This is a genomic window from Rhodophyticola sp. CCM32 (assembly GCF_004751985.1).
Classification (GTDB): domain Bacteria; phylum Pseudomonadota; class Alphaproteobacteria; order Rhodobacterales; family Rhodobacteraceae; genus Rhodophyticola.
Map to the genome: position 1 here is coordinate 2,058,492 of NZ_CP038492.1, position 25,702 is coordinate 2,084,193.

Annotated in this window: 22 protein-coding genes; 7 read left to right on the plus strand and 15 right to left on the minus strand. The window is 63.5% G+C overall.

What is annotated here, in order from left to right; all coding sequences use genetic code 11:
• Positions 1-103 precede the first annotated feature (103 nt).
• Both E2K80_RS09945 and E2K80_RS09950 read left to right on the plus strand, forming a co-directional pair.
• Positions 104-580, plus strand: coding sequence for a rhodanese-like domain-containing protein (locus E2K80_RS09945; RefSeq protein ID WP_210405364.1), 477 nt, complete (start codon positions 104-106; stop codon positions 578-580).
• Positions 573-1,412 (plus strand): alpha/beta hydrolase family esterase, encoded by an 840-nt coding sequence (locus tag E2K80_RS09950; protein ID WP_135374873.1) that lies wholly within the window; start codon positions 573-575, stop codon positions 1,410-1,412. The genes E2K80_RS09945 and E2K80_RS09950 overlap by 8 nt, the downstream gene beginning before the upstream one ends.
• Positions 1,413-1,438: 26 nt before the next feature.
• Here the strand turns inward: E2K80_RS09950 and mdoH are convergent, their stop codons facing one another.
• The 10 genes from mdoH to E2K80_RS10000 all read right to left on the minus strand — a co-directional run bounded on the left by mdoH (position 1,439) and on the right by E2K80_RS10000 (position 14,911).
• The gene (mdoH, locus tag E2K80_RS09955; RefSeq protein WP_135374874.1) at positions 1,439-3,340 is read right to left on the minus strand and encodes a glucans biosynthesis glucosyltransferase MdoH; all 1,902 of its coding nucleotides are present in this window, start codon (positions 3,338-3,340) and stop codon (positions 1,439-1,441) included.
• Positions 3,337-4,854 (minus strand): glucan biosynthesis protein, encoded by a 1,518-nt coding sequence (locus E2K80_RS09960; RefSeq protein WP_210405365.1) that lies wholly within the window; start codon positions 4,852-4,854, stop codon positions 3,337-3,339. The genes mdoH and E2K80_RS09960 overlap by 4 nt, the downstream gene beginning before the upstream one ends.
• A complete protein-coding gene (locus E2K80_RS09965; protein WP_238475484.1) occupies positions 4,851-6,092 on the minus strand; it encodes an OpgC family protein in 1,242 nt (413 codons plus the stop codon). The genes E2K80_RS09960 and E2K80_RS09965 overlap by 4 nt, the downstream gene beginning before the upstream one ends.
• A gap of 20 nt (positions 6,093-6,112) precedes the next feature.
• Positions 6,113-7,486 carry a tetratricopeptide repeat protein gene (locus tag E2K80_RS09970; RefSeq protein WP_135374875.1) on the minus strand — a complete coding sequence of 458 codons (1,374 nt, stop codon included), beginning with the start codon at positions 7,484-7,486 and terminating at the stop codon, positions 6,113-6,115.
• A 149-nt stretch (positions 7,487-7,635) separates the two neighbouring features.
• Positions 7,636-8,835: a CaiB/BaiF CoA transferase family protein gene (locus tag E2K80_RS09975; RefSeq protein ID WP_443216528.1), complete on the minus strand. Its 1,200-nt coding sequence runs from the start codon at positions 8,833-8,835 to the stop codon at positions 7,636-7,638.
• Positions 8,819-10,441, minus strand: a complete 1,623-nt coding sequence (locus tag E2K80_RS09980; protein WP_135374876.1) for a thiamine pyrophosphate-binding protein — start codon at positions 10,439-10,441, stop codon at positions 8,819-8,821. The genes E2K80_RS09975 and E2K80_RS09980 overlap by 17 nt, the downstream gene beginning before the upstream one ends.
• A 12-nt stretch (positions 10,442-10,453) precedes the next feature.
• Entirely contained in the window at positions 10,454-10,921 is a 468-nt protein-coding gene (locus E2K80_RS09985; RefSeq protein ID WP_135374877.1) for a DUF302 domain-containing protein, read from the minus strand.
• A 192-nt stretch (positions 10,922-11,113) separates the two neighbouring features.
• Entirely contained in the window at positions 11,114-13,051 is a 1,938-nt protein-coding gene (locus E2K80_RS09990) for a peptidoglycan -binding protein (protein ID WP_135374878.1), read from the minus strand.
• Between the two features lie 6 nt (positions 13,052-13,057).
• Positions 13,058-14,278 carry a biopolymer transporter ExbB gene (locus tag E2K80_RS09995; protein ID WP_135374879.1) on the minus strand — a complete coding sequence of 407 codons (1,221 nt, stop codon included), beginning with the start codon at positions 14,276-14,278 and terminating at the stop codon, positions 13,058-13,060.
• Between the two features lie 78 nt (positions 14,279-14,356).
• Complete coding sequence (locus E2K80_RS10000) at positions 14,357-14,911, minus strand: gamma-glutamylcyclotransferase (RefSeq protein ID WP_135374880.1); 555 nt, start codon at positions 14,909-14,911, stop codon at positions 14,357-14,359.
• Between the two features lie 68 nt (positions 14,912-14,979).
• On the opposite strand from E2K80_RS10000, the gene E2K80_RS10005 reads away from it, so the two are divergent.
• On the plus strand, positions 14,980-15,981 hold the full coding sequence (locus E2K80_RS10005; RefSeq protein ID WP_168193158.1) for a DUF2125 domain-containing protein: 1,002 nt from the start codon (positions 14,980-14,982) through the stop codon (positions 15,979-15,981).
• 175 nt (positions 15,982-16,156) lie between these two features.
• On the opposite strand, the gene E2K80_RS10010 is transcribed toward E2K80_RS10005, so the two are convergent.
• The 4 genes from E2K80_RS10010 to E2K80_RS10025 all read right to left on the minus strand — a co-directional run bounded on the left by E2K80_RS10010 (position 16,157) and on the right by E2K80_RS10025 (position 21,653).
• The gene (locus E2K80_RS10010) at positions 16,157-16,909 is read right to left on the minus strand and encodes an extensin-like domain-containing protein (protein ID WP_238475485.1); all 753 of its coding nucleotides are present in this window, start codon (positions 16,907-16,909) and stop codon (positions 16,157-16,159) included.
• Positions 16,910-17,180: 271 nt separating this feature from the next.
• The gene (locus tag E2K80_RS10015; protein WP_135374882.1) at positions 17,181-18,116 is read right to left on the minus strand and encodes a prephenate/arogenate dehydrogenase family protein; all 936 of its coding nucleotides are present in this window, start codon (positions 18,114-18,116) and stop codon (positions 17,181-17,183) included.
• Positions 18,113-19,198, minus strand: coding sequence for a histidinol-phosphate transaminase (gene hisC / locus E2K80_RS10020; RefSeq protein ID WP_135374883.1), 1,086 nt, complete (start codon positions 19,196-19,198; stop codon positions 18,113-18,115). The genes E2K80_RS10015 and hisC overlap by 4 nt, the downstream gene beginning before the upstream one ends.
• A gap of 262 nt (positions 19,199-19,460) precedes the next feature.
• A complete protein-coding gene (locus tag E2K80_RS10025) occupies positions 19,461-21,653 on the minus strand; it encodes a primosomal protein N' (protein WP_135374884.1) in 2,193 nt (730 codons plus the stop codon).
• A 75-nt stretch (positions 21,654-21,728) separates the two neighbouring features.
• On the opposite strand from E2K80_RS10025, the gene fsa reads away from it, so the two are divergent.
• The 4 genes from fsa to E2K80_RS10045 are packed head-to-tail and all read left to right on the plus strand — an operon-like array spanning position 21,729 to position 24,844.
• Complete coding sequence (gene fsa / locus E2K80_RS10030) at positions 21,729-22,382, plus strand: fructose-6-phosphate aldolase (protein WP_135374885.1); 654 nt, start codon at positions 21,729-21,731, stop codon at positions 22,380-22,382.
• Positions 22,383-22,431: 49 nt separating this feature from the next.
• Entirely contained in the window at positions 22,432-23,151 is a 720-nt protein-coding gene (locus tag E2K80_RS10035; RefSeq protein WP_135374886.1) for a DUF484 family protein, read from the plus strand.
• A 10-nt stretch (positions 23,152-23,161) separates the two neighbouring features.
• A complete protein-coding gene (locus E2K80_RS10040; protein ID WP_135374887.1) occupies positions 23,162-24,085 on the plus strand; it encodes a tyrosine recombinase XerC in 924 nt (307 codons plus the stop codon).
• A gap of 60 nt (positions 24,086-24,145) precedes the next feature.
• On the plus strand, positions 24,146-24,844 hold the full coding sequence (locus E2K80_RS10045; protein ID WP_135374888.1) for a CDP-alcohol phosphatidyltransferase family protein: 699 nt from the start codon (positions 24,146-24,148) through the stop codon (positions 24,842-24,844).
• Positions 24,845-24,874: 30 nt separating this feature from the next.
• Here the strand turns inward: E2K80_RS10045 and E2K80_RS10050 are convergent, their stop codons facing one another.
• Positions 24,875-25,675 (minus strand): inositol monophosphatase family protein, encoded by an 801-nt coding sequence (locus E2K80_RS10050; protein ID WP_135374889.1) that lies wholly within the window; start codon positions 25,673-25,675, stop codon positions 24,875-24,877.
• Positions 25,676-25,702: the final 27 nt, after the last annotated feature.

Sequence of the window (25,702 nt, forward strand, 5' to 3'; positions counted from 1 at the left end):
CGCAAGAAGACAGCGGGCAATGACAGCTTTGCAACACACCATTCCGCAGGCCTCATACCGGTTGCACATGAGGCGCACCGTCCCTCTCTCACGCGGTAACCCCATGGCGTTGGCTTTGACACGGTACCGGCTTCTGATCGATCTGATCATTTTGGCCGGGGGTCTGATGGCGGGTTGGTCGCTTGGCGGGCAGAACCTGTTCTACAGTTTGCTGCGCCCCGAGATCACGGCAGACACAGTATCCGCCGATGAAGCCTATCACCTGCTGGCGGAGGGCAGCATCATCCTGATCGACATCCGCCGCCCGGATGAATGGGCCGCGACCGGGTCACCTGAAGGGGCCATACAGCTGGACATGCGTCGCGATGATTTCGTTCCGGCCCTGACCGATCTGGTCGAGGGTCGGACCGATGCGCCGATTGCCCTGATCTGCGCCCGTGGCGTCCGCTCGGCCCGGGTTTCGAACCGGTTGAACGATGCCGGGTTCACCGACATCATGGATGTGCCCGAAGGAATGTTGGGCTCTGCCGCCGGACCCGGCTGGCTGGCCCGCGACCTGCCGGTTGCCCGGAATGGGTAAGGGCGCGGCGACATGGATTGCAGGCCTGATACTGGCCTGCCTGCCCGGCGCCCTGCTGGCGGGCTGTCTGGACGACCCGAACCCCTGCGAAGTGCCCCTTGGCACCTATCATCTGGCCCTGCCGGAGGGGGCTGAGACGGGCCTGCCCGCCGTGATGTTTCTGCATGGGGCGGGTGGCACGGGCATGGGCGCGATCAACAATACCGGCATGTCAGACACGATCCTCGGACGGGGCTATGCGGTGATCGGACCGAACGGGCTGGACCGGCCGGGACGGTTTGGCACCGGCTGGTATTTTCACCCGGATTACCCGCGCGCGCGCGATGAAATCGCGTTTCTGACCCAGATCCGCGACGATGCCGCCGCGCGTTTCGGGATTGATGCAGATCGGGTATTGCTTGGCGGTTTCTCGGTCGGTGGCTCGATGACCAGCTATGTGGCCTGCGAGGCCCCGGACAGCTTTGCCGCCTATGCCCCGGTCGCGGGCAGTTTCTGGCGGCCACACCCGGAAAGCTGCGCCGGGCCTCTACGTCTCCTCCACACCCATGGCTGGCGTGACCGGACCGTGCCACTGGAAGGCCGCCCGCTTGGCGGGGGGCGGATTTATCAGGGCGATGTCTGGCAGGCGATGCAAATCTGGCGGGAGGTGAATGGCTGCGACCAGATGCGCGCCGATGCGTTCGACACTTCGGGCCTGTTCTGGATACGCCGGTGGGATGCCTGCACAGATGCCACAGCGCTGGAATTTGCGCTGCATCCGGGCGGGCATGGCATTCCACAAGGCTGGTCTGATCTGGCGCTGGACTGGTTCGAGGGGCTGGAGGCCGAATAACAGTTTCGATTTTATCCCGAAACGCTTTATTCCGCCGCGACATGGTCCGATGCGGGCCTGTTCAGCACATCTGCAAAACGCCGACGTTCAGCCAAAGCCCGGCGGATGATCGGCGGGGCATTCAGCGTCTCGGGCGTACCCAGATGCCGATGCGACCAGCGCCGCGCATTCAGATCGACACCGCTGAACGCGGAAAGCGGGATGGCGGCGGCCAGACTGACCGCAATCGGCAGAAGCCAGATGCTGACCAGGCCAAGCCCCATCCCCGTAACCAGCATAAGACCAAGCACAGTCTCGATGAAATGGACCTTCATCAGCTCCGGCAGACCATACTGCCCGCCTTTGCGCTGCTGCGGTTTCCAGGCGACGCGACGACCGAACGTCACCCGCAAAACGGCCAGTGACTGCTGGATCATCAGGATCGGGGCGTACAGGATCGACAGCGCAATCTCGGCCATCAGAGAGATCAGGAACTGCCGCAAACCGCCCAGATCGCGCAACCGCAGACCAAGCCGCTGGATCGTGCCGGCCGCCACCAGTTTCGGGGCCAGAAGCATCCCATACATGAACATCAGGATCGCCAGATTGTTGCTTGTGGTCATCTCGGGCCAGGTGACCTGCGGATTCACCCCGCTGAAATAATGGATCACATTGGTTTCATGCCCATTGCCGATCAGCGCCCAGACCACCAGCAACATGAACCAGGCAGGCGACAGAAGATAGCCCATCGCACCGCTGAACATGTGGAACCGGGACACCGGGTGCAAGCCGCGCGTGGCCAGCAGGCCCAGATGTTGCAGATTGCCCTGACACCAGCGACGGTCGCGCAGAATATAGTCGATCAGCGTCGGTGGCGCTTCCTCATAGCTGCCGCCGATACGCGGCAGGAACCGCACCGCCCATCCGGCGCGACGCAGCAGACCGGCCTCGACAAAATCATGGCTGAGGATCAGACGGCCCGCCTTGCCACGATAAGACCCCATGCGCGGCAGCCCGGCCGAGGCCGCGAAGGCCGCGCTGCGGATGATCGCATTATGGCCCCAGTAATTGCCCTCGCGCCCGGTCCAGCGCGCCAGCCCCTCGGCCAGCGGCGTGCCATAGACGCGGGAGGAAAACTGCTGCACCCGGCCAAAAACCGTACGCGCACCATAGAGCAGCGGAAAGGACTGGATCAGCCCGGCAGACGGGTCGCGGGCCAGCGCATCGGTCAGCGCGGCAATTGCCTGCGCGCACATCAGACTGTCCGCATCCAGCACCAGCATCGCGCTATAGGCGCCGCCCCAATGTTCCACCCAATCGGCCAGGTTGCCCACCTTGCCATCGGTATTGGCGGTCCGGCGGCGATAATGAAGCCGCGCACCGGGCAGGCTGGCCTTCAGCGCGAAAAAGGCCCGTATTTCCAGGGCGGCAACCGCATCATCCGTCGTGTCCGACAGGATGAACAGGGTATAGCTGTGCCCCTTGGGCTCAGCGGCAAGGCCGGTCAGCATTGCGGCGGCATTGCCGAAAACATCCGCCGGAACCTCGTTATAGATCGGTACCAGCAGGGCCACATCCATCGGGCTGGCAGCCTCGTTCATGAGTGTCTCTGCCGGGCGGGCGGGGCCGAAGATCAGGGCGGCGATGCCCAGTGTCGCCGTGCTGACCGACAGGGCAATCCAGAAGAACGTGACCGAGATGATCGCGATCAATCCACCCTCAAACCCGGTCAGCCCATCCATCGCGAACCAGTCGGTGAAGGCCGCGACCAGCGCCAGGGTTGTCAGAACCGCAGGCAGAAAGGTGACCAGCCGCCACAGCCAGGCCCAGGGCGGGGTCCGGCCTTCCGGGGCGTTGCTGTCCCGATAGGGGCGGTTCAGCTGCTGGATAGGTCGGGAAAGCGGGGCGGCAGGCGGCATCCAGGCATGATGATCATTCAAGAGGCTCATTGCGTCCACCTGTAGAGCCAGACTTCACTGATCTGGCGCCCCTCGCGCCGCAACTGCGCGCGCAGCTCGCTTGCCTCGGCCTCGGCCGGGTCGAAACTGAAGGCCAGACGCAACCCGCCGGTGCCGGGGTTGCGCTCCAGCACCCCCTCGGACAGCGTAAGCGCGCTGGCGCTGAGATGGATCACGATATCCGAAAAATCCTCCCCGCGCAGGGCCGGGTGATCCTCAAAATCAATCGCCACAACCTGTCGGGTCTGGTCAAACGCCCCGCCAATACGGGTGTTGGTCACCACCGCCACATCAGGCAGGTTTCGGGGTTGGGTGCCCCATTCCATATCATAGGAGAAATCAAACCCCTCCCCTGCCGGGATCACCTCACGCGGACGCCAGAAGGCAACGATATTGTCATAGATTTCCCGGTCTGCGGGAATTTCCACCAACTCGATCGAACCCTGCCCCCAATCGCCATGGGGCATGATCCAGAGCGAAGGGCGGTTTTCATAACGCGCTTCAAAATCGGCGAAACCCTCAACCTCGCGGCTGCGCTGCATCAGGCCGAAACCCCGCGGGCCGTCATCAATGAAATAGCTGATCTGCAGGTTGCGCGGATTGGCCAGAGGCCGCCACAAACGTTCACCCGCCCCGTTCCAGATCAACAGGCCTTCGCTGTCATGAACCGCCGGGCGGAAATCATCGAAACGGATATGGTTTGTCTCATCGAACAGGAACATCGAGGTCAGGGGCGCAAGCCCCACATGTTCCAGATCCCGGCGGGGGAAAAGCGTGGCATGTACCTGCACCGATGTCGGACGACCGGCGCGGATTGTGAAACTATAGGCCCCGGTGGTCGATGGGCCGTCCAGCAGCGCGTGGATCACATGGGTATCATCCCCGGGCTCAGGCGCCTCCACCCAGAAATGCGTGAAATCGGGAAATTCTTCCCCTTCGGCATCGCCGGTGCCCAGGGCCAGACCCCGCGCCGACAGGCCATAGGTCTGACCATTGGCGATCGCCCGGAAATAGCTGGCACCCTGGAACACCATGAATTCCTCGAAAATCCCGGCTGTGTTCAGCTCCGCCCGCAGGCGCAGACCGGAATATCCCATGGTCTCGTCAACCGGCAGATCGGGGAACTGATCGGTCCTGTCAAACAGGCCGATATCGAAGCCAAGGGTCTGGGCAATGCCGTTCTCGACCAGATTGACCTCAACCGCGCGCGGGAAATACAGCCCTGCCGCAAACAGGTCCAGATGCAGGGGGCGGTCCGTATCGGTCCAGATGCCGCGCTGGCTGTTGAACCAGATCATCCGGTACTGGTCATAGGTCAGATCCCGCCACGGGGCGGGCACTTCGGGCATCGGCTGATAGGGGCGCGTGGCCAGCGCCTCGGCCTCGGCCCAGAGCCAGTCGGTCGAAAACGGCTGCTCCCGGCGGACCAGTTCCGCGCGCAGCTTTTTCGGCAGCGCGGCAGCGGCGGCAAGGGCCGTCAGAAAGGTGCGGCGGGGCAGAATCATCTTGCCGGTCTCCCACGCCATGGCTGACCTTTGAACCAGGCAACCGCATGAGCGACGCAAATGAGCAACCCTATGCCGATCAGATTGGCGAGGGTGACCGTCAATGTGTCGCGACCCACCTGGTCCAGCGAAAAGCCGATGATCCGCGCCAGCACCATCGAGAACAGGAAAACCGCCAGCGATTGCTGGCCCACCTTCGTGGTCAGCCGGATGATCGTGGCCCAGATACGGGCCAGTGCATGGGTTCCGGTCACAATCAGGTTCCGCCCGCCATCACCGGCCACCGCATAGCCCAGATAGGCAAGGGCCAGAAACTGCACATAGCGCAGGATGCCAAAGTCGGATTTGTTGATCCAGCCGCGATTTCCGATCCGCCAGTCCCGCGCCCAGTCGAACCCGAACTCGCGCACACCGATATTGGACAGGGGCACATTGGCCAGCACGATCACCACCGCCAGCGTGATCAGCCAGCGGCTCAGCGGTGGCGCCGGTATCCAGCCGCGCATGAAGGCGAACCCGCTGAAAAACAGCAATTGCCAGCCAAACGGGTTGAAGAACCATTGCCGTTCCGACCATGGCTCTGCCGGGAAGGACAGGTGCAGATGGCCAAGGCCAAACGCCTCAAGCAGGGCGTTCTGCGCAAAAACCCAGACCGTGACGGACGCCGCTGCCAGCAACCAAAGGTTGATCCGCGCCAGTGCCATGACCAGCGGCAGCATGATCAGAATGACCATATACATCGGCAGGATGTCGAAATAATTCGGCACATAGGTCAGGGTCAGCAGACCCACCAGTTGCGGCCCCGGATCGGAAAAGAACCGCCAGAGGTTCAGCGTGCCGATATAGACCGTGTCCGACACCTGGGCCAGATCAATCCCCGCCAGCATCGTGGCGATGATGACGAACATCCCGATATGCGCCCAGTATACCTGCCAGACCCGATACCCGACCCGCGCCGTGCCCATCGCCCAGCCGAACCGGTCGAAACTGCCGCCAAAGGCGATGGCCGAGGCCATGCCCGAACAGAACACAAACATCTCGGTCGCATCGGAAAACCCCCAGCGGGCGGGAATCCACGAGGTGAAGAAATTGCCCGGCGTATGGGCGAACAGGATGATGAACATGGCAATGCCACGATAAAAATCCAGACGCGGGTCACGCACCCGCGCCCCGGGTGTGGAAACCGGCGCGCGTGCCGTTTGCGGCAGACCTGCATCCGTTACTGAAACCATCGTCATCGCACCCGTTTCCCGTGGGCCTATTCGGCTGGCATGCGAGCAACAACCCGTGCCGCGTCGCGCCCATCCTCGATCAGGCCCTGCCGGGTCAGCGCATAACCATCAAGGCAGCCATCCCGGCGCGCGGTGCGGTCGGCCAGAATACCCTCGGCCTCATCCAGAAATCCGGCGCGAATGCCGGCATCGATGGTCAGGCGTTCAAATACGTCGCGTTGTGCGTGGCTTCCGCCTGCCTGTTGCATGGTTTTGCGCGCGCGCGCAAGGGCAAGAAAGGCCTGCCCATACCGCCCCTCGCCAAAGGCTTCGAGACCGGCGGCGGCTGACAGGCCCGGATTGGCCATGGTCTTTTCAATATCGGTCGCGGCGCGGGCCGCATCCCGGTGCAGGCGGCCCATCAGATCGCGGATCGCCTGATCACGATGATCCCCCACCAAAGCCAGCAGGTAATGCAGATCGGCGAATATCAGGCAGCCATCCTCGGTGCGTTTGGCCGAGAATTCCGCCAGCTCTTCCCAGCGGTCGCCGACATTCACGCCCTCAAGCTCAAGGCGGCTGAGCAACGAGGTGGCGTTGGAGATATCGCGGTAATCATCGGTTTTTTCGCGGCGGATTTCGGTGTCATACAAATCCAGCACATGGCCGATCTGGCCCAGGTCCAGATGCATCAGCGCCTTGTGCCACCACACGTGGTAGCGGAAATTGTTGCAATGCGCCCAGGCCGCCTCGCGCCCGGTCAACCATTGCAGCCCGCCCTTTGCATCGGCGGTCATGTCATGGACATGGGCCACCGCATGCAGACCCCAGGCATCATCGGGGCAAAGCTCAAGCCCGGCGCGGCCCGCCGCCTGTGCCGCCGCATACTCGCCGGTTTCCTCAAGGGTAAAGGCATGGCATCCCAAAAGATATCCACGCGCCGCATGATCGGTGCCATAGGCAGGCATCACCGTTTCGATCATCCGCCGCATGCCTGTACTATCCCCCAGCATGAAGCGCAGCGCATGGTCCAGTTTCATCGCCAATGCATCATCTGGATGCTGGCGCAGGATATCGGCAAAGATGTCGAGCGCGGCTTTCGGATGCCCCTGCATCCAGATATCCAGCGCCTGTACATAGCGCTGCTCACGGCGGGTGACGCTGGATGTCGTAAGGGCTGATTTTGCCTGTGTCAGAGCGTCCTGCGCGGTTGCAACCAGTTCACGGCGCCCCAACAAAAGGTAAAACATCGCTTTGACCGCATGACCAAGGGCGAAATCTGGCGCCGTTGTCAGCGTTTCCGCCAGATGGGTGGGCGTGGCGGCTGAATGCGCCAGGAATGCCATTTGCGTGGCATTCCAGCTTTCCAACGATCCTCCGGGGGCCAATGTCACTGTCTGGCCAAAGATATCCTGGGTCATGCGCCGCCTTTTACGTAATATGCCATTACCTGATCTATACTATGGGCTTAACGGGACAAAAAACCCGACACACCTCACAGTCAGGTGAATGACGGGAAAGTGAGGCGGACATCCGCTTACGTGTCGAAAAGGTGAGCAGAACCCTGCTGTTAGGCCTCAGGTTTGATCTGAGCGCGAACTGTCTCGGTATCCTGACCAAAGCGCGGCGGGGCGCGGCGATAGCTGACCGGCGTGCGTGACAGCTTCAGCGGATTGCCGATCAGACGGACCTCCCCGGTCTCCACATCCTCCCGGGGGACCGCGATTGCCATCTCCCGCGCCGCGACCTGATCGGATGCAAACACCTGATCAAGGGTCTGCACCGGCCCGACCGGAACACCGGCTGCTTCCAGTCCGGTCAGAATCTCGGCGCTGCTGCGGGTGGCCAGGATCGGGGAGATCAGGGCGATCAGCGCCTCCCGATTGGCCAGCCGGGCGGGATTACTGGCAAACCGCGCATCGGCGGGCAGATCATCAGCCCCCAGAAACGCGCAGAACTGGCGAAACTGCCCGTCATTGCCAACGGCGATGATCACATGGCCATCCCTGCTGGCAAACACCTGATAAGGCACGATATTCGAATGTCCATTGCCCCGGCGCACGGGCGGCTTTCCCGAGGCGAGATAATTGACCCCTTCATTGATCAGCCAGGCGATCTGTGTATCGACCAGCGCCACGTCGATATGCTGCCCCTCCCCCGTCGCATCCCGGTGGCGCAGCGCGGCAAGGATGCCCACGCAGGCATACATGCCACACATCACATCGGCGATGCCGACACCCGCTTTCATCGGCTGCCCGTCGGGTTCGCCGGTCAGCGACATGATCCCGCCGAACCCCTGGGCCATCAGATCATAGCCCGGTTTGGAGGCATTCGGCCCGGTCTGCCCAAAACCGGAGATCGAACAATAGACCAACTGCGGGAAACGGTTCAGCAGGGTCTCCGCATCCAGCCCGTAACGGTTCAGCCCGCCGGGTTTGAAATTCTCGATCACCACATCAGCCTCGGCCACCAGCGCCAGGATCAGCGCCTGGCCCTCTTTGGTCGATATGTCGGCGGCAACGGACAGTTTGTTACGGTTTGCCGCCATGAAATAGGTCGAAAGGTCCGTCGGCGCCCCATCCAGACCCGGCGCAAAGGGCGGCCCCCAGCTGCGGGTGTCATCACCACCGGTGCGCGGATTCTCGATCTTGATGACCTCGGCCCCCAGATCGCCCAGCAGTTGCGTACAGGTCGGACCGGCCAGAATCCGGCTGAGATCAAGTATTTTCAGACCGTCCAGCGCCCCCGCCATCCTAAATCCTCCCGTCATAGGCATGATGTGGAATAACCGCCGCAATCACCGTGAACCGGTCAGCGGTCAGGGCATCGGTCAGGGCCGCCGTCAACTCGGCCCGGTTGCTGACCGTCACGCCATGCCCGCCAAAGGCCCGTCCGATGGCCGCAAAATCATGACCGGCGAAATCCACACCCAGATTGGGCAATTGCCGCTGCCGCTGCTTCAACTCGATCAGCGCAAGGGACTGATCCACGAAAACCACAAAGATCGGCGCTTGCCCAAGCTCGGCGGCGGTTGCCAGTTCACCGGCCACCATCAACAGACCCGCATCGCCGGAAAAGCTGACCACCGGGCGCGCGGGCGCGGCAAGTTTCGCGCCAATGGCCAGCGGCACGGCACAGCCCATGGTGCAAAGCGCCGAGGATTGCAGCAATCTACGCGGCGCCGGGCATTCCCACATCTGCGACAGCAGGATACGATGGGCCCCGCTATCCACGGTGGCAATCGTTTCGGCAGGCAGCACATTGCGGCAGGTGTCGATCACCGCGCCGGGGCCCCAGGTTTCATCTGCCGGGAAGGCCGCGGCAAGGGCGGTCTGGGTCTCGGCAATCTCTCCCCCCGGCCAGGTGGTGCGGGCGGTGGGGCCATCGGACAGGGCGGCAAGCGTTGCCCCAGTATCGGCCAGAAAGCTGAGGCTGGTCTGGTGCATATAATGATGGTTGGGCGCGGCGTGGATGTCGATCACCCGTTTCTGCGCCGGGTCCCAGGGATGTTGCCAGCCCGGTCGCATCTCGATCGGGTCATAACCCACCAGAATGATCAGATCGGCCTGTTCCACCAGCGGCAGCAGATGCCGGTCAGCCAGAGGCGACAGGCCCGCGCCACCAAGGGAAAGCGGGTGATCCTCCGGCATCACGCCCTTGGCTTTGTAGGTGGTGATGACCGGCACCGTGAAACGTTCGGCAAAGCTGTGCAGCATATCCGCGCTATCGTCATAAAGCACATCAAGCCCGGCCAGGATCAACGGCCGTTCCGCCGCCGCCAGCCAGTCCCGTGCAGCGTCCAGATCGGGGCCAGCAGGCATATTCGGGCTGGCCGCGACACGAGCAAAGCCGCGATCCCGCGCAGGCGCATCGGCCACCGAGATCGGCACGTCGATATGCACCGGCCCGGCCCGGCCCTCACCTGCGATGGCCAGCGCCTTGTCGGCCACCACATCCGCAGCCTCAGCGTTCAATGTGAAAGTCGCCTTGGTGATCGGCTCGAACACTTTGCGATGGTCCAGCACCTGATGGGTATAGGTCTCGGCCTCGAACGCGTCGACAGAGCCGGTCAGCACGATCAGCGGCACCCGGTCCTGATCCGCATTGGCCACCACATTGACGCCGTTCATCGCGCCCGGCCCCACGGTCGCCACCAGAATGGCAGGCGCGCCATCCACATGATGCACCCCTTCGGCCATGAACCCGGCGGAATTTTCATGTTTGGCAAGTGTGAAGGCGATCCCGGCTTTATCAAGCGCATCGATAACCGTCAGCACCTCGCCCCCGGGCATGCCAAACGCGTGACGGCACCCCGCATCATAAAGCCGTCGCGCAAGAATATCCGCCGCGCGGAGCGGGTGAGTCTCTGTCTTCATGGGTGGGATTTATCAGCGCACAGCCGCGTTGGCGATAGCCAGAAAGGATGTATCCAGTTCGGCGGCAGCCGCGGCCAGATCGGGGCCGCCCTCCTCCATATAGGGCGCAAAGACAAAACCCGGCGTCTTGTAGGACAGGGTGGCGGTGCCATCCTCATCCTCGGTCAGGTAGAACCGCACCGGCGCCTCGATCATCGCGGCGGTGGACAGGCCAAGGATACGCACCGCATAAATATTGTTGAACACGCCAACCACCCGGTTCTCGGGGATCTCGATCCCCCGCGACCTTGCAGCACCCGTCGGCCCGGCCTGGGTCACAACGGCGAACCCTTCATCAGACACAGCACTGCTCAAATCCTCCAGCAGGGTCTCGAACGGTTTATCGGTCTCCATCACAACCCATCCGTCGCGCGGATCAACGGATTGGGCCGTGGCAAAACCGGTGGACAGGATCAGAAAGAGAAGGGAGAGATATCGCATAAGACATACCTGAATTTGAAAGTCCCCATATCCTCCCAGATCGGCTGATGGGCTTACAGTCACATTTTCGAGACAGGCCCCGAGGCGCCGGATTTCGCCGAGAGATGACAGAGATCCCGGCCCGGTCTGTGCCCGGTCTGTGCCCGGTTTTCCGCAGCTTTCCGGGGTCGGCACATCTGCGCCCGAAACACTCTAACGCTCGGTCAGTTTCAACTCGATCCGGCGGTTCTGGGCGCGGGCCTCTGATGTATCCGCAGAGTTGATCGGGCGGTATTCCCCGAAACCCGTGGCCGCCAGACGGCGGGGCGGAATGCCCAGGTCTTCGGACATATACAGCACAACCGACAGGGCGCGCGCCTGGCTCAGTTCCCAGTTATTGGCAAATTCGCCAAAGCCGGAAAGCGGCTGATCATCGGTATGGCCGTCAACGCGAATGATCCAGTCGATGCTGTCGGGGATGTCATCGGCCACCTCTGTCAGCAGCGCCGCCACATTGGCGATCTGCGCCCGGCCCTCGGGCGACAGATCGGCAGAGGCGGGCGCGAACAGAACCTCGGAGGAGAACACAAACCGGTCGCCTTCGATCCGCACCCCTTCGCGACCCTCAAGCAGGTCCCGCAGACGCCCGAAAAATTCCGAACGGTAGCGCTCCAGTTCTTCGGCCTCGGCGGCCAGCCGCGCAGCTTCCGCCGCCTCAAGATCGGCCCGCACGCCCTGTTCGGCGGCCAGTTGCGCAAGCGCGGTGTTCAACTGCGCCCCAAGCGCATCAATCTGCACCTCGGCCTCAGCGTCGCGGGCGGCAGAGGCATCCAGCAGGGTTTGCAGCCCGCCCAGTTGCGCCCTCAGCGCCGCCACCTGCTCATTCAGCGCCGCAACCTGACGCTGGCTTTCGGCAGACAGGGCCTCGGCCGTCTCCAGTTCCAGATTGGCCTGTGCCAGAAGTGCCGCCCGGATTTCGGCCTCGCTCAGACTGCTGTCCAGATCCGCCTCGGCCAGTTGCTGCGCGGCCAGCGCTTCTGCCAAGGCCACCTCAAGGGCTGAAAGACGCTCTTCCCGGGTTTCGCTGTCGCCTTGCAGGCTGGTCACCCGCGCCTCGGCCTCGGCCAGCGCGGCCTCAAGCGCGGCTGCCGCATCGCCCTGTGCACTGCCTTCGGCCAGGGCTGCGGCCAGACGCGCGGCCAGATTATCCTCGGCCTGTGTTGCGGCGGCCAGCAATGTCAGCGTGTCCTCCGCCTCGCGGCGTTGTTCTTCCAGCGCCAGCGCCATCGCGGTCAGTTCCGCATCCGCATTTTCCAGCCTTGCGCGCAGGGCCTCTGCCGCGGCGGCCTCGGCCAGACGGGCGGTTTCTTCATCGCTAAGCGCGGTTTCCGCCTCTGCCAGACGGGCGCGCAGAGCCTCGGCGGCGGCGATCTCAGCCAGCCGCGCCGCTTCCGCCGCGTCCAGATCAGTTTGCAACCCCGCCCTCTCCGCAGACAGCGCGGCGGTTTCCGCCTCCTCGGCCTGCAAGGCGGCAAGGGTCTGGGCCAGACTTGCCTCGGTCGTCGCGGCCTCGGCCTGCAATTCGGCAATCATCGCCTCAAACGCCTCCCGTGAGGCTGCGGCAAGCCGGGCAGCCTCTGCCGCTTCATCAATCTCGGAACGGGCCGTGGCCAGCGCCAGTTCCAGCGCTTCGGCCTGGCTGATCCGTTCGGTGATCTCGGCCCGGGCCGCATCGCGATCATCGGTCAGGTCCGTATTGGCCGCGATCAGGCTGGCAACCTGTTCCTCGAAACTGGCGATCCGGGCGGCCTGTGCCTCACTTTCGGCATTCAGCGATGCAATCAGCGCGGCCTGCAGATCGCTCTGCGCCTGCGCTTCCGACAGATCGGTGCTGAGTGTGGATACCCGGTCTTCCAGCCGTGCATTGCTGCCCTGCGCCAGCCCAAGCGCATCGGCCAGATCATTCAGCTGCGCGTTCAGCGCGTTCAGCTCATCATCCTGGGTGCTGATCTCTTCATTCAGCACATATTGCACAACCATGAAAATCGTCAGCAGGAAGATCATCACCATCAGAAGGGCGGTGATCGCATCCACAAATCCCGGCCAGATCGAGGCGGTGAACCGTGTCCCTGCCCGTCTTTGAAAGGCCATGGCCGGTCACTCCTTGGTGGCAGGGGCCGAACGGGTACGGCGACGGGGGCCCGGTGGCGGTGCCGCGGCAGCCTCAGTCAGGCTGCGCAAGGCTTCGGTCAGGGCCTTCAGGTCCTCCCGCAGGGCGCCCAGTTCATCCTGCCGTCCGGCACCCATTTCCTCGAATATCTTCAGCAATTGCACGTCGATCGAACGCAGGCGCATCCGGCTTTCCGCGTCCATCCCGGCCTCCCCCAGGGTCGCGCCCAGAACCTCTGACAGACGGTCCTGTGCGGCGGCCAGACGTTCGGTGGCCTCGACCGGCCCCGCCCCAAGCCGGTCAGCCAGCCCCGTGATCGCATCAGACAGGTCCACCATCCGGGTTTCGGTTTCCGCGCGGCGGGTTTCGGACTGGGTGAACAGGCTTTGCAGCGTGTCGATCTGATCGACCATATGATCCAGCACCGTGGCAATCGCCCCCCGGTCCACGCCGCCACCATCCCCGTCGGTGGAGGAAAAGCCGACCCGGGTGATGGTCGACAGCCATTCCTCCATCTCGCGATAAAACCGGTTCTGGCCATGCCCGGCGAAAAGTTCCAGAAGGCCCACAACCAGCGACCCGGCCAGACCCAGAAGCGAGGAGGCAAAGGCCGTGCCCATGCCGCCCAACTGGTCCTCCAACCCGTCCATCAGCCGGCCAAAGACGGCGATGCCCTGCTCCCCTTCGGTCGGTTGCAGGCTGCGGATCGTTTCCACCACTGCCGGAACGGTCGTGGCGAGGCCAAAGAATGTGCCCAGAAGGCCAAGGAAAATCAAAAGATTGGCGATATAGCGTGTGATATCGCGGCTTTCCTCCATCCGCGCGCCAACGGAATCGAGTATCGAGCGGGAGGAGGAGGATGTCAGCTGCATCCGCGCGCCCCGGCCCCGGAACACACCCGACAGCGGTGCCAGAAGGCGCGGTGCCCGGTCCATGTCATGACCATCACGGGCGGTTGCGACACCCTCGATCCAGCTGACCGAGGAAAACAGCTGCACCACCTGCCAGAAACAGGCCAGCACGCCAACCACAAACACCAGACCGATCGTGCCATTCAGGAACGGATTGGCCAGAAACACAGGCTGCACCTGCGGGAAGACCAGCACACCGCCAAAACCGACCAGACCGCAGATGATCAACATCAACACGATCTGTCGCAAGGGGCGGGTGAAACGGGGGGCGCGCGCGCCGTCTGGTCTGCTCGTCATGGCTGGTCTTTGGCCATCCTGAAAGGTCTGAAGGGAAGACTACCCGGCTTATGGCTGCCTGCCAACACCTGTGGCGGGTCAGGCCGCATTCGTCAATTCACGAACCCGGACCACCAGCCAGTCCATATCCGCATCCGCGAGATCCAGTTCGCTCAGATGGGCGGCGGTGTTGTAAAGATAATCGGCATTCGGACCCTGATCGCCATGGGCATAGGCGATGATCTGCGCCTGATCTTCCAGGCTCAATGCGCCTGTATATTGGAAATGATCGCGGTTGATCACATAGGTCAGCGCCTCGGCCTCAGCTTCGCCTGCGTCTGCGCCATGGAACCGGATCGGCAGGCGGGCTTCCAGATAGGCCGAGGAAATCAGCTCCCGTTCGCGCAGATAGGCCAGCACCGCCGCTTCCTGCCCGGGCACAGCACGCAGTGCCACGCCGTCACAGCAAGCATTATCGGCCGCATCAAGGGCCAGAACCAGCCCCGGGTCGGTCTGCGTGCCCCGGTAATGGACCGAAGACATGCAGAAGCTGCGATGCCAGCCATGCAGCCGCGCCAGCCGCCGTTCGGCAACCTCAAACCCCGGCCGCCAGAGCAGCGAGCCATAACCAAAGACCCAAAGCGCATCAGACATGAGAGATGGTCCTTTCCTGAACCCTTGCCTATATGCAGTGCCGGTACGGATTTGAAGGGACACAGCATATGAAAGTCTGGCTTTCGGTCTTTGGCGTCATTGCCCTTGCCTGGTCAGGCATCTGGTTTGCAGGGGCCTATGGCACCAAACGGGTGATGACCGGCTGGCTGGACGCCCGCGCCGCAGAGGGCTGGCTGGTACATTATGACGACCTGTCGACCACCGGCTATCCGATCCGGTTTCGCACGGTCCTGACCGGGCCGGAACTGGCCGATCCCCGGACCGGATGGGCGTGGGGCGCACCGGAGATGGCAATCACCCAGCCCAGCTATAAACCGCAGCGGATCGAGATGGCCTGGCCATCCACGCAAACCCTGGCCTCGCCCTTTCAGCGGCTGACCATCACCAACACGGTGATGGAGGCCGTATTGCAGGTGCTGCCCGGCACCAATCTGGCGCTGGACCAGTCAGAGATGACCCTGACCGATCTGGCGGTGTCCAGCACCGAAGGCTGGCAGATGGCGCTGGAGGCCGCGCAGTTTCGCATGAGCCGGCAGGCGGGCGAAGACGCGGCTTATAACATCCTGTTCGAAGCCAATGCGCTGACCCCGCCCGCCCCCTGGCAGGCGGCTCTCAACCCGGCGGGCATTCTGCCCGAGGCGATGGAGCAGATGCGGTTCGAGGCGGTGATGGCGTTTGACCGGCCCTGGGATTTGAGCGCATTGGAACAATCACGCCCCGGCATCACCCGGATTGATCTGGCGGATCTGAGCGCCCATTGGGGCCGCTTGTCGCTGCGCCTGGCCGGAGAGATGGAGGTGGATGCAGACGGCTACCCCACGGGGGAGATTGCCGTGCGCGCCCAGAACTGGCGGGAGATGGTCGAAATGGCGGTGAATACCGGCGCGATCCCGGCGGAAACCCGCGGTGGGGTTGAACGGGTGCTGGCGCTTGTTGCGGGCCTCTCGGGCCGCGACACGGATATCGACGCACCGTTGAGTTTTCGCAATCAGCGAGTGTTTTTCGGCCCGATCCCGGTGGGCCACGCCCCGCAACTGGTATTGCGGTAAGGCATCGGGTTGAAATTCTGCGCCACATGTACATTGCGCTGAGGGCATCGCCCGAACCGAGGGGTGGGCGAGAAGCGCCCGCCCCGTGGGGGCGGTTCGGGCGCTGCCCGGCGGTGCCGCCGGGCGGAAAGGGGGTGCAGGGTGATGCAGAATTTCTGCCCGGCACTCTAAGCGTTCAGCGGCAATAGGGGCCAGACCGGTAGCTGGCCACGTCGAAATGGAAATGGTCCCGGTGGAACCGGTCGGAATTGGGGCCCAGAACCGTGCCGAAAGGGCCACAAGCCTCGCGGTGGAGCCGTTGCATCAGGCGCCCGGTCCGGCCACGCCCCCAATCGGTCAACACGGTGAGTTCCTGACCATTCACAAGGCCGATCGCCGCCACATCAATCGCATTGCCGCTGGCATGTTCGCTAAGCCGTGCGCCACGGCGGCTGTTGCGGGTGCGGCAGGAATAGGAGGCCACAACGCGCAGCGAGGCGATACCGCCCCCGGTGCGGCCAACGGCGGGTATGGCCCCGTCCGCCAGCCAGGTCTGAAGCGCGCGGGCCGCATCGCAATTGATCGTTGCAGGCTGGCTCAGCGTCACCCCGTCGATCTCGCGCACGCGCACCGGTTCGGCAATGCCGCAGCCTTGAATGCGCCCTGTGATCGGCGACAGGCGTTCGCCAATGATGCCCGCACTGCCACACAGCGCGCCGCGGCGGCCCGGCTGTGCCACACGGCTTGGCGTGGTGCGGGTTGCGGCCGCACGCACCTGTTGTTCCAACCCGTCAGGGCGGATCTGCGGGCGCAGGGATTGCACCACGGCCAGCCGGGTGGCGCCCGGTATCGCCCGCACTTCAACCACCCGCCGCCCGGCACCGAACAGCCCGCCCCGCTGGATGATCTGCACGGTTTCCCCCGCCACCGGTGTTGCATCCGCCGCCACGTTGCGACCCGCCCCCCCGGCACCCCCGCCGGGGATGTCGGCGTGCCGGCTCCGGGGCGGGATATCGGACGCAGCGACTGGTGCGGCGCATGGGCACCGGCGCGGATCACCACACGCGACAGATCGGGCTCTATGGGCGGCGTCACCTCTGCGTCAGGCGGGCCGGAAAGACGGTTATCGGGTCGTGGAACGGGCAGCAGAGACCGGTCGGGCGGTTGCGCCCCGACAGGGGCGGCCAATGCCAGGCTCAGCGCGGCGGCCAGCCCGATCCTCATTCCGGCCCATCTTCCTGGCGGCTGGCACCGCGCCCGAAATCAGGCGCATCGGTGTCCTGCCCGGCTTCGATAATGCCCCGCCGGATGCCACGGGTGCGGGTGAAATAGTCGTGAAGATGATCCCCATCGCCGGTGCGGATCGCCCGTTGCAGGGCGAAAAGCTCCTCGGTGAAGCGGCCCAGAATCTCCAGCGTCGCCTGTTTGTTCGACAGGAACACATCGCGCCACATGGTCGGGTCGCTGGCCGCGATCCGGGTAAAATCGCGGAAACCCGCAGCGGAATATTTGATCACTTCGCTATCGGTGACCCGGCGCAGGTCATCGGCCACGCCGACCATCGTATAGGCGATCAGATGCGGCGTGTGTGAGGTGACGGCCAGAACCAGATCATGGTGATCGGGCGGCATCTCTTCCACATTCGCGCCGCAGCCTTCCCAGAAGCGGCCCAGTCTGGAAGTCGCCTCCGGCTCGGTGCCGGGCACCGGGGTCAAAAGCGTATAGCGATTGTCAAACAACTCGGCAAAACCCGCATGCGGGCCGGAATGCTCGGTCCCGGCAAGCGGATGCCCGGGGATGAAGTGAACACCGGTCGGCAGATGGGGTGCGACCTGTGCAATCACATCCTGTTTGACCGATCCCACATCGGTAACCGTTGCCCCCGGGGCCAGATGCGGGCCAATCTCGGCGGCGACGCTGGCCATTGCGCCCACGGGCACGCACAGAACCACAAGATCGGCCTCTTTCACAGCCTGGGCCGCTGTCTCGGTGACCCGGTCACACAACCCGATCTCAACCGCGATCTTCCGGGTTTCCGCCGAGCGCGCGGTGCCCACGATCTCACCTGCCAACCCGGCGCGGCGCATGGCATGGGCCATTGAGCCCGCAATCAGGCCCAGACCGATCAGGGCAACCTTATTGTAAATCATGCTCATGAAATGCCCCTGAACTCTGCCAGGGCGTCCAGCACCCGGGTCACATCTTCGGGCCTGCCCACCGTAATCCTCAGCGCGTCGGGGAAGCCATAACCTTTGACCGGACGCACCAGAATGCCCTGCGATTTCAGATATGCATCTGCGGCCAGCGCCTCGGTCTCACTGGCAAACCGCGCCAGCACGAAATTCGTATGGCTGTCATCCGACTGAATGCCAAGCTGCCTTAACCCGCCGGACAGACGCGCGCGCTGTTCCGCATTCACCTGCTGGCAGGTCCGGGCAAACGCCCGGTCCCGCACTGCGGCCTCGGCCCCGGCCAGGGCAATGGCCGACATGTTGAACGGCCCCCGGATACGGGTCAGCACGTCAATCACATGGGGCGATGCATATCCCCAGCCGACACGCAAACCTCCAAGCCCGTAGAGTTTCGAGAAGGTCCGCGTCATCACCACATTATCCCGCGCGCCCACCATGGCCGCGCCACCATCATAGCCTTCGGCAAATTCCGCATAGGCGCCATCCAGCACCAGCAGGCATTGCGCGGGCAGACCATCGGCCAGCCGGGTCAGCTCCGCGTTTTCCAGCAAGGTCGTGGTCGGATTGGCGGGATTGGCCAGATAGATCAGACGGGTGGCCGGTGTGATCCGCGCCAGAAGCGCATCCACATCCACGACCCGCCCCGCTTCCGGCGCAACCACGGGCGTGGCACCGGCAGACAGGGCAAAGATCGGGTACATGGAAAACCCGTATTCGGGGTACAGCACCTCATCCCCCGGCCCGGCAAAAGCCATCGCCAGCAGGGTCAGAACCTCGTCAGAGCCGACACCGATGATGATCCGGTCTGCGTCCAGCCCATGCATCTCGGCAATCGCCTGACGCAGCGGCGCGTGATCGGTGGATGGGTAGCGGTGAATATTCGCCGCCGCCGCCTGCATCGCCGCAACCGCCGAGGGCGGCGGGCCAAACGGGTTCTCGTTCGAGCTGAGCTTCAGCGGCGTGTCGACACCCGTAATCGCACTGTCCCCGCCCTTATAGGGCGCGATCTCAAGAATGCCTGGCTGTGGTCGGATCGGGGCGGGCATGGGGCCTGGTGTCCCTTCTCATCTAATGGTGCGCGGTTCATAGCGGCGCAGACCGGACAAGGGAACCGATTTTAGCGGAACCTGTTTATAGCTTCGGCCTGAAATCCTGAAGCAGCACCCCAGCACCATCCCGCCCGGCGGCACCGCCGGGCAGCGCCCGTACCGCCCCCACGGGGCGGGCGCTTCTCGCCCTCCCCTCGGTACGGGCTCTGCCCTCTGTGCAATCCATATGCGTTGCAGAATTTCAGGGCGACGCCCAAAACTAGTAGAAGCTTTGCGGGTCGATATCGACGGCCAGCCGCAGCCCGCCCTTCAGTTTAAACCCGCCCACCCATTGGGCAATGGCCGGTTGCAGGGCGACGCCCTTGGGCGCTTTCACCAGCAAGCGCACCCGGTGGCGCCCCCGGATGCGGGCAATCGGCGCGGGCGCCGGGCCATAGACCGTGCCCCCAAGCGCACGCAGCGGCGCATCATTGCGAGCCAGATGACTGCCCAGATCAAAGGCCGCCGCCGCATCGGGGCCAGAGATGATGACCCCCGCCATCCGGCCATAGGGCGGCATGCCCGCCTGTTCACGCTCCGCCGCTTCGGCCTGCCAGAACCCTTCCTCGTCACCGGACAGGATCGCACGGATCACCGGATGTTCCGGCTGGAAGCTCTGCATCAGCGCCACGCCGGGTGTGTCCACCCGCCCGGCCCGGCCCGACACCTGGCGCATAAGCTGAAACGTCCGCTCAGCCGCGCGCAGGTCAGAGCCCTGCAGACCCAGATCGGCATCAATCACCCCCACCAGCGTCAGCCGGGGGAAATTATGGCCTTTGGCGACCAGTTGCGTGCCGATGATGATATCGGTCTCACCCTGGGCAATCTCTTCGATCTGTGCTTTCAGGGCCCGGGCAGACCCGAAAAGATCAGAAGACAGCACCGCCAGTTTCGCGTCCGGGAACAGCGCGGCGGCCTCTTCCCCCAAACGTTCCACCCCCGGGCCGATCGCGGCCATTTTGCCTTCAGCCTCGCAGTTCGGGCAGACCAGCGGCATCGGTTTGGTCGCCCCGCATTGATGGCACATCAGGCGTTTCTGAAACCGGTGTTCGACCATCCGCGCATCGCAATTGTCACATCCCACCTGATGGCCACAGGCCCGGCAGATGGTGACCGGCGCATAGCCCCGGCGGTTGAGGAACAAAAGCGATTGTTCGCCTGCTGCCAGACGCCGGGCAACCGCCGTCTGCAGGCTGGGGGAAATCCAGGCATTGCCGGGCAAATCCTCGGCCCGCATGTCGATCGCCCGCATTTCCGGCAGCACCGCCGCGCCGAACCGGGCGGTCAGATCAAACCTTGTGTATTTCCCCGCCTCTGCATTGGCCCAGGATTCCAGCGATGGCGTGGCCGAGGCCAGCACCACCTGCGCCCCGTTGATCGAGGCACGCAACACCGCCATGTCGCGGGCGTTGTAAAGCACCCCATCCTCTTGCTTGTAAGAGGTATCATGTTCCTCATCGACCACGATCAGCCCAAGGTCCCGAAACGGCAGGAACAGGGCAGAACGTGCACCCACCACCAGTTGCGCCGCCCCCTGCCCCAGCATCCGCCAGCAGCGGCGGCGTTCGGTCATGGTCACGCCGGAATGCCATTCTGCCGGTTTCGCGCCGAAACGGTCCTCCACCCGGGTGAGGAATTCCGAGGTCAGCGCAATTTCGGGCAACAGCACCAGCGCCTGCTGTCCGGCTTTCAGACAGGCGGCAACAGCCTCCAGATAGACCTCTGTCTTGCCGGACCCGGTGACGCCCTTCAAAAGCGTGGTGCCATAACGGCCTGCGCTGACAGCGGCCCGCAACAGGTTTGCGGCTTCGGCCTGATCCGGCGTCAGGGTTTTGCCGGGCCGCGCCGGGTCCAGCGGCAGAAAGGGTGCATCGCGGGGGGTATCGGCCTCTTCCACGGCACCCTGGGCTGCAAGACCTTTGACAACCGAAGCAGTCACCCCCGCCATGTCAGACAATTCTTTCAGGGTGAAGGCCAGCCCGCCATAGTCTTCCAGCGTGGCCAGAACCCGCCGCCGCGCATCGGTCATCCGGTCGGGCAGGCCCGCGCCCAGACGATAGACTTTCCGCATCGAGGGCGGGTCGGACAGCCCCGGCGCGCGGGTCGCCAGCCGCAGCATCGCGGGCAAGGGGGTCAGCGTATAGGCGCCGGCCTTTTCCAGAAACGCCCGCAACTCCTCCCGCATCGGCGCCACATCCAGCACCCGGCGGATGGACCGTACCTTGGCCATATCCCAATCGCCACGCCCCTGATCCCAGACCACGCCCAGCACTTTGCGCGGGCCCAGCGGCACCTCGACAAACGCGCCCAGCCAGCACCCGCCTTCGGGCGCCTTATAGTCCAGCACCCGGTCCAGCGGCTCGGTGGTCAGAACGCCCACCAGCTCTCCTTCTGCGAAATAGTCTTGGCTCATGTCTTTCCGCTTGGCGGCCCTTGCGATAAGAGATCGTCAGATGATCACGGCTGCCACCTGAAAGGAACCATTGCGATGAAATTCTTTGTCGACACCGCAGATATTGACGCGATTGCCGAGTTGAACGATCTGGGAATGGTCGACGGTGTGACCACGAACCCCTCGCTGATCCTGAAATCAGGGCGCGACATTCTGGAAGTGACCAGGGAAATCTGTGATCTGGTCGCAGGCCCGGTTTCCGCCGAAGTGGTCGCGCTGGAGGCCGATGCGATGATCGCCGAAGGTCGCAAGCTGGCGGAGATCGCCGAAAATATCACCGTGAAAGTGCCCCTGACATGGGCCGGGCTGAAAGCCTGCAAAACGCTGTCGGGTGAAGGCAAAATGGTCAATGTAACCTTGTGTTTCTCGGCCAATCAGGCCCTGCTTGCCGCCAAGGCGGGCGCGACCTTTATCAGCCCCTTTATCGGGCGGCTGGACGATCTGAACCTCGACGGGATGGACCTGATCGCCGATATCCGCACGATCTATGACAATTACGGGTTTGAGACGCAGATCCTTGCCGCCTCGATCCGGTCAGCCAACCACATGAAAGACGCCGCCCTGATCGGCGCCGACGTCGCCACGGCGCCGCCCGGTGTCATCAAATCCATGGCCAGCCATGCGCTGACCGACAAGGGTCTGGCAGGCTTCATGGCGGATTGGGAAAAAACGGGGCAGAAAATCCTGTAAATATCGTGTAAGGTTGTCGCCAACCAATAAAAACGACTGAGGCGCAAGTATGAATTTGGGCGATACTGTAGATATATTGAGTGATTGGCGCGAACGGGTGTTGAGCGACCCTGAGCTTGTTCTGGAAGACCGCGACCTGATGCGGGCGTTGATTGCAGCCAATGACCGGCAGATGGGCGGCAATATCGTCGATATGCGCGGGATCGCGATGGAACGGCTGGAAAACCGGCTGGACCGGCTGGAGGATACCCATCGGTCGGTGATTGCCGCAGCTTATGAAAACCTCTCGGGCACCAACCAGATCCACCGCGCCATTCTGGCCCTGCTGGATCAGCCCGATTTCGAGGCATTCCTCAAGACGCTTGGCACGGATGTGGCCGGCATCCTGTGCGTTGATCGCATCCGCCTTGTGCTGGAAAGCGCCGAGGCCACGGAAACCAGCGCGCCCAGTGTGCAGAAGCTTGAGGATTTGCTGAGCATCGTCGCCCCCGGTTTCGTCGATCAGTACCTGACGGGCGGGCGGGATGTGCCGCAACGTTCCGTCACCCTGCGCCAGGTCGGCGACAGTTCCGATGTGATCTATGGCACCGCTGCGGACTGGATCAAATCCGAAGCCTTGCTGCGGCTTGATCTGGGGGAGGGCCGTCTGCCCGGTCTTCTGATCATGGGGGCCGAGGATCCGCATCAGTTCCGCCCCAGCCAGGGCACCGATTTGCTGACCTTTTTCAACGGCACCTTCGAACGGCTGATGCGGAGATATCTGGACTGAGGACGGGCAGATGACCCTTTCGATCAGCCCTGCCGCCCGGGACCTTCTGCAAAACTGGCTGGCCCATGCCGCAGCCCTTGATGGCGCGGCAGAGGCCACGGTTGACGCCTATGGGCGCGATCTGACCGGGTTTCTGGCGTTTCAGACCCAGCATCACGGGGGTGCTTTGGGGCTGGCCCCGCTGCAAGCGCTTGGGATTCGCGATATGCGCGCCTGGATGGCCCATGAACGCGGGCGCGGCGTGGGGGCAAGATCTCTCGCCCGGCAATTATCCGCTGTAAAAAGCTTTTATCGCTGGTGGGCCGAGCGGGACGGGTTTGAAGCCACCGCCATATTCGCCGCCCGCGCACCGAAATTCCAGCGCCCCCTGCCCCGCCCACTGGCCGAAACCGCCGCGCGGGACATGATGGAGACCATGGGCATGCAGGATGGCCGCGACTGGGTCAGCGCCCGCGATCTGGCGGTCATCACCCTGCTTTATGGCTGCGGGTTGCGCATTTCCGAAGCGCTTGGCCTGACCGGCGCGACCCTGCCACTTGGCGAGGTTCTGCGCGTGTTTGGCAAGGGCAGCAAGGAACGCGAGGTGCCGGTTCTGCCCGCCGCGCGACAGGCGGTTGCCACCTATGCAAGGCTCTGCCCGCATCGGCTGGACCCGGGCAGCCCGCTGTTTCGCGGCATCCGGGGCGGCGCGTTGAACCCGCGTCAGGTCCAGAAGACGATGGCGCAGACACGGATGCAGCTTGGCCTGCCCGCAACCGCCACACCACACGCAATGCGGCACAGCTTTGCCACCCATCTTCTGGATGCAGGCGGCGATCTGAGAGCCATTCAGGAACTGCTTGGCCATGCCTCCCTGACAACCACGCAAGCCTATACAGCGGTGGATACCGCCCGCCTGATGGAGGTCTATCGCAACGCCCATCCCAAAGCCTGAGGCCCTTATCGCACTTATTTGACCATTGAAGCGGCGCCCCGCTTGCGTCATGACATTTTCATGAATGCCCGGTTTTCCGCCTTTCTGGTCCATGGGGTCACTGCCATCGGCGCGGCTTTGGCCATGCTGGCGCTGTTGGAGGCGATGCAGCAGCGATGGGATATCATGGCGCTGTGGCTGGCCGTGGCCTTTGTTGTGGATGGCATCGACGGGCCGCTTGCCCGGCATTTTCAGGTCAAGACACATGCGCCGGAGATCAATGGCGAACTTCTGGATCTGATCATCGACTTTCTGACCTATGTGGTGATCCCCGCCTATGCACTTTATGCCTCGGGGCTGTTGCCCGGCTGGACCGGATGGCTGGCGGTGCTTCTGATCCCCTTTGCCAGCGCGCTCTATTTCTCGGATACACGGATGAAAACCGCAGATGACAGTTTTTCGGGTTTTCCGGGCTGCTGGAACATGCTGGTGCTGGCGCTGCTGGTGATGACCCCGGGGGTCTGGGTGACACTGGCGCTGGTGCTGATACTCAGCGTGGCCATGTTCCTGCCGCTGAAATTCGTCCATCCGGTGCGCACAAGACGCTGGCAGATGGTCACCCTGCCGGTTGCGCTGATCTGGACCTTCGGCATTGGCTGGGCCGCCTGGACCAATTTCGCCCCGAACCCTGTTCTGACACTGGTGGTTGCAGGCGCTTCGATCTATCTGGCGCTGGCAGGGATCGCGCAGCAGATGCTGACCGAACGAAACCCGACCTGATCCATGAGGTGAGGATCTCAGGCGAGGGTCTCAGGCAGCAGGCCGCTCGCGAATCAGTTTGGCAAAACTGTCAAACATCGCCGCGTTTGCCGCAATCAACTGCCCGCCGTCCAGCAGATTCTGATCCTCGCGCAGGGGCTCCACCAGCCCCCCCGCTTCGCGCACGATCAGAATACCGGCGGCAATATCCCAGGCATTCAGCCCCCGTTCCCAATAACCCTCATACCGGCCCGCAGCCACATAGGCGAGATCAAGCGACGCCGCGCCCCAGCGCCGGACACCGGCACATTGCGGCATCAGACGCCCCAGATCCTGCAGGGTGGCGGGCAGGTATTTCCGGCCACCAAAGGGCACGCCCGTGGCAAAGACGCTTTCGATCATCTTGGCACGGCCCGAAACCCGCAGCCGGTGATTGTCGTTCAGCCAGGCGCCCTGACCCTTTTCGGCATAGAACATCTCGTCCTTGGCGGGGTCAAAGACCACGCCAGCGACAATGTCACCCTTGTATTCCAGGGCGATGGAAACCGCCCAATGGGGCATGCCGTGCAGGTAATTCGTGGTCCCGTCCAGCGGGTCAACGATCCAGCGCCGTGTCGGGTCGATGCCCGCGACCTCGGCGCTTTCCTCGCCCAGAAACCCGTAATTGGGCCGTGCGCCCATCAGTTCTTCGCGCAGGATATGTTCTGCGGCCATATCGGCCTTGGACACAAAATCGCCCGGGCCCTTGGCACTGACCTGCAGATTTTCCACCTCGCGGAAATCCTTGACCAGGGATCGCCCCGCCAACCGGGCGGCCTTGATCATGACATTGAGATTTGCGCTGCCCTGCATGGCCCGGCCCCTTTGAAGATAAGCCCG

Coding starts and splice junctions, on each gene's coding strand:
- E2K80_RS09945 (WP_210405364.1), top strand. CDS start 104: ATGGCGTTGGCTTTGACACGGTACCGGCTTCTGATCGATCTGATCATT.
- E2K80_RS09950 (WP_135374873.1), top strand. CDS start 573: ATGGGTAAGGGCGCGGCGACATGGATTGCAGGCCTGATACTGGCCTGC.
- mdoH (WP_135374874.1), bottom strand. CDS start 3,340: ATGAGCCTCTTGAATGATCATCATGCCTGGATGCCGCCTGCCGCCCCG.
- E2K80_RS09960 (WP_210405365.1), bottom strand. CDS start 4,854: ATGATTCTGCCCCGCCGCACCTTTCTGACGGCCCTTGCCGCCGCTGCC.
- E2K80_RS09965 (WP_238475484.1), bottom strand. CDS start 6,092: ATGACGATGGTTTCAGTAACGGATGCAGGTCTGCCGCAAACGGCACGC.
- E2K80_RS09970 (WP_135374875.1), bottom strand. CDS start 7,486: ATGACCCAGGATATCTTTGGCCAGACAGTGACATTGGCCCCCGGAGGA.
- E2K80_RS09975 (WP_443216528.1), bottom strand. CDS start 8,835: ATGACGGGAGGATTTAGGATGGCGGGGGCGCTGGACGGTCTGAAAATA.
- E2K80_RS09980 (WP_135374876.1), bottom strand. CDS start 10,441: ATGAAGACAGAGACTCACCCGCTCCGCGCGGCGGATATTCTTGCGCGA.
- E2K80_RS09985 (WP_135374877.1), bottom strand. CDS start 10,921: ATGCGATATCTCTCCCTTCTCTTTCTGATCCTGTCCACCGGTTTTGCC.
- E2K80_RS09990 (WP_135374878.1), bottom strand. CDS start 13,051: ATGGCCTTTCAAAGACGGGCAGGGACACGGTTCACCGCCTCGATCTGG.
- E2K80_RS09995 (WP_135374879.1), bottom strand. CDS start 14,278: ATGACGAGCAGACCAGACGGCGCGCGCGCCCCCCGTTTCACCCGCCCC.
- E2K80_RS10000 (WP_135374880.1), bottom strand. CDS start 14,911: ATGTCTGATGCGCTTTGGGTCTTTGGTTATGGCTCGCTGCTCTGGCGG.
- E2K80_RS10005 (WP_168193158.1), top strand. CDS start 14,980: ATGAAAGTCTGGCTTTCGGTCTTTGGCGTCATTGCCCTTGCCTGGTCA.
- E2K80_RS10015 (WP_135374882.1), bottom strand. CDS start 18,116: ATGAGCATGATTTACAATAAGGTTGCCCTGATCGGTCTGGGCCTGATT.
- hisC (WP_135374883.1), bottom strand. CDS start 19,198: ATGCCCGCCCCGATCCGACCACAGCCAGGCATTCTTGAGATCGCGCCC.
- E2K80_RS10025 (WP_135374884.1), bottom strand. CDS start 21,653: ATGAGCCAAGACTATTTCGCAGAAGGAGAGCTGGTGGGCGTTCTGACC.
- fsa (WP_135374885.1), top strand. CDS start 21,729: ATGAAATTCTTTGTCGACACCGCAGATATTGACGCGATTGCCGAGTTG.
- E2K80_RS10035 (WP_135374886.1), top strand. CDS start 22,432: ATGAATTTGGGCGATACTGTAGATATATTGAGTGATTGGCGCGAACGG.
- E2K80_RS10040 (WP_135374887.1), top strand. CDS start 23,162: ATGACCCTTTCGATCAGCCCTGCCGCCCGGGACCTTCTGCAAAACTGG.
- E2K80_RS10045 (WP_135374888.1), top strand. CDS start 24,146: ATGAATGCCCGGTTTTCCGCCTTTCTGGTCCATGGGGTCACTGCCATC.
- E2K80_RS10050 (WP_135374889.1), bottom strand. CDS start 25,675: ATGCAGGGCAGCGCAAATCTCAATGTCATGATCAAGGCCGCCCGGTTG.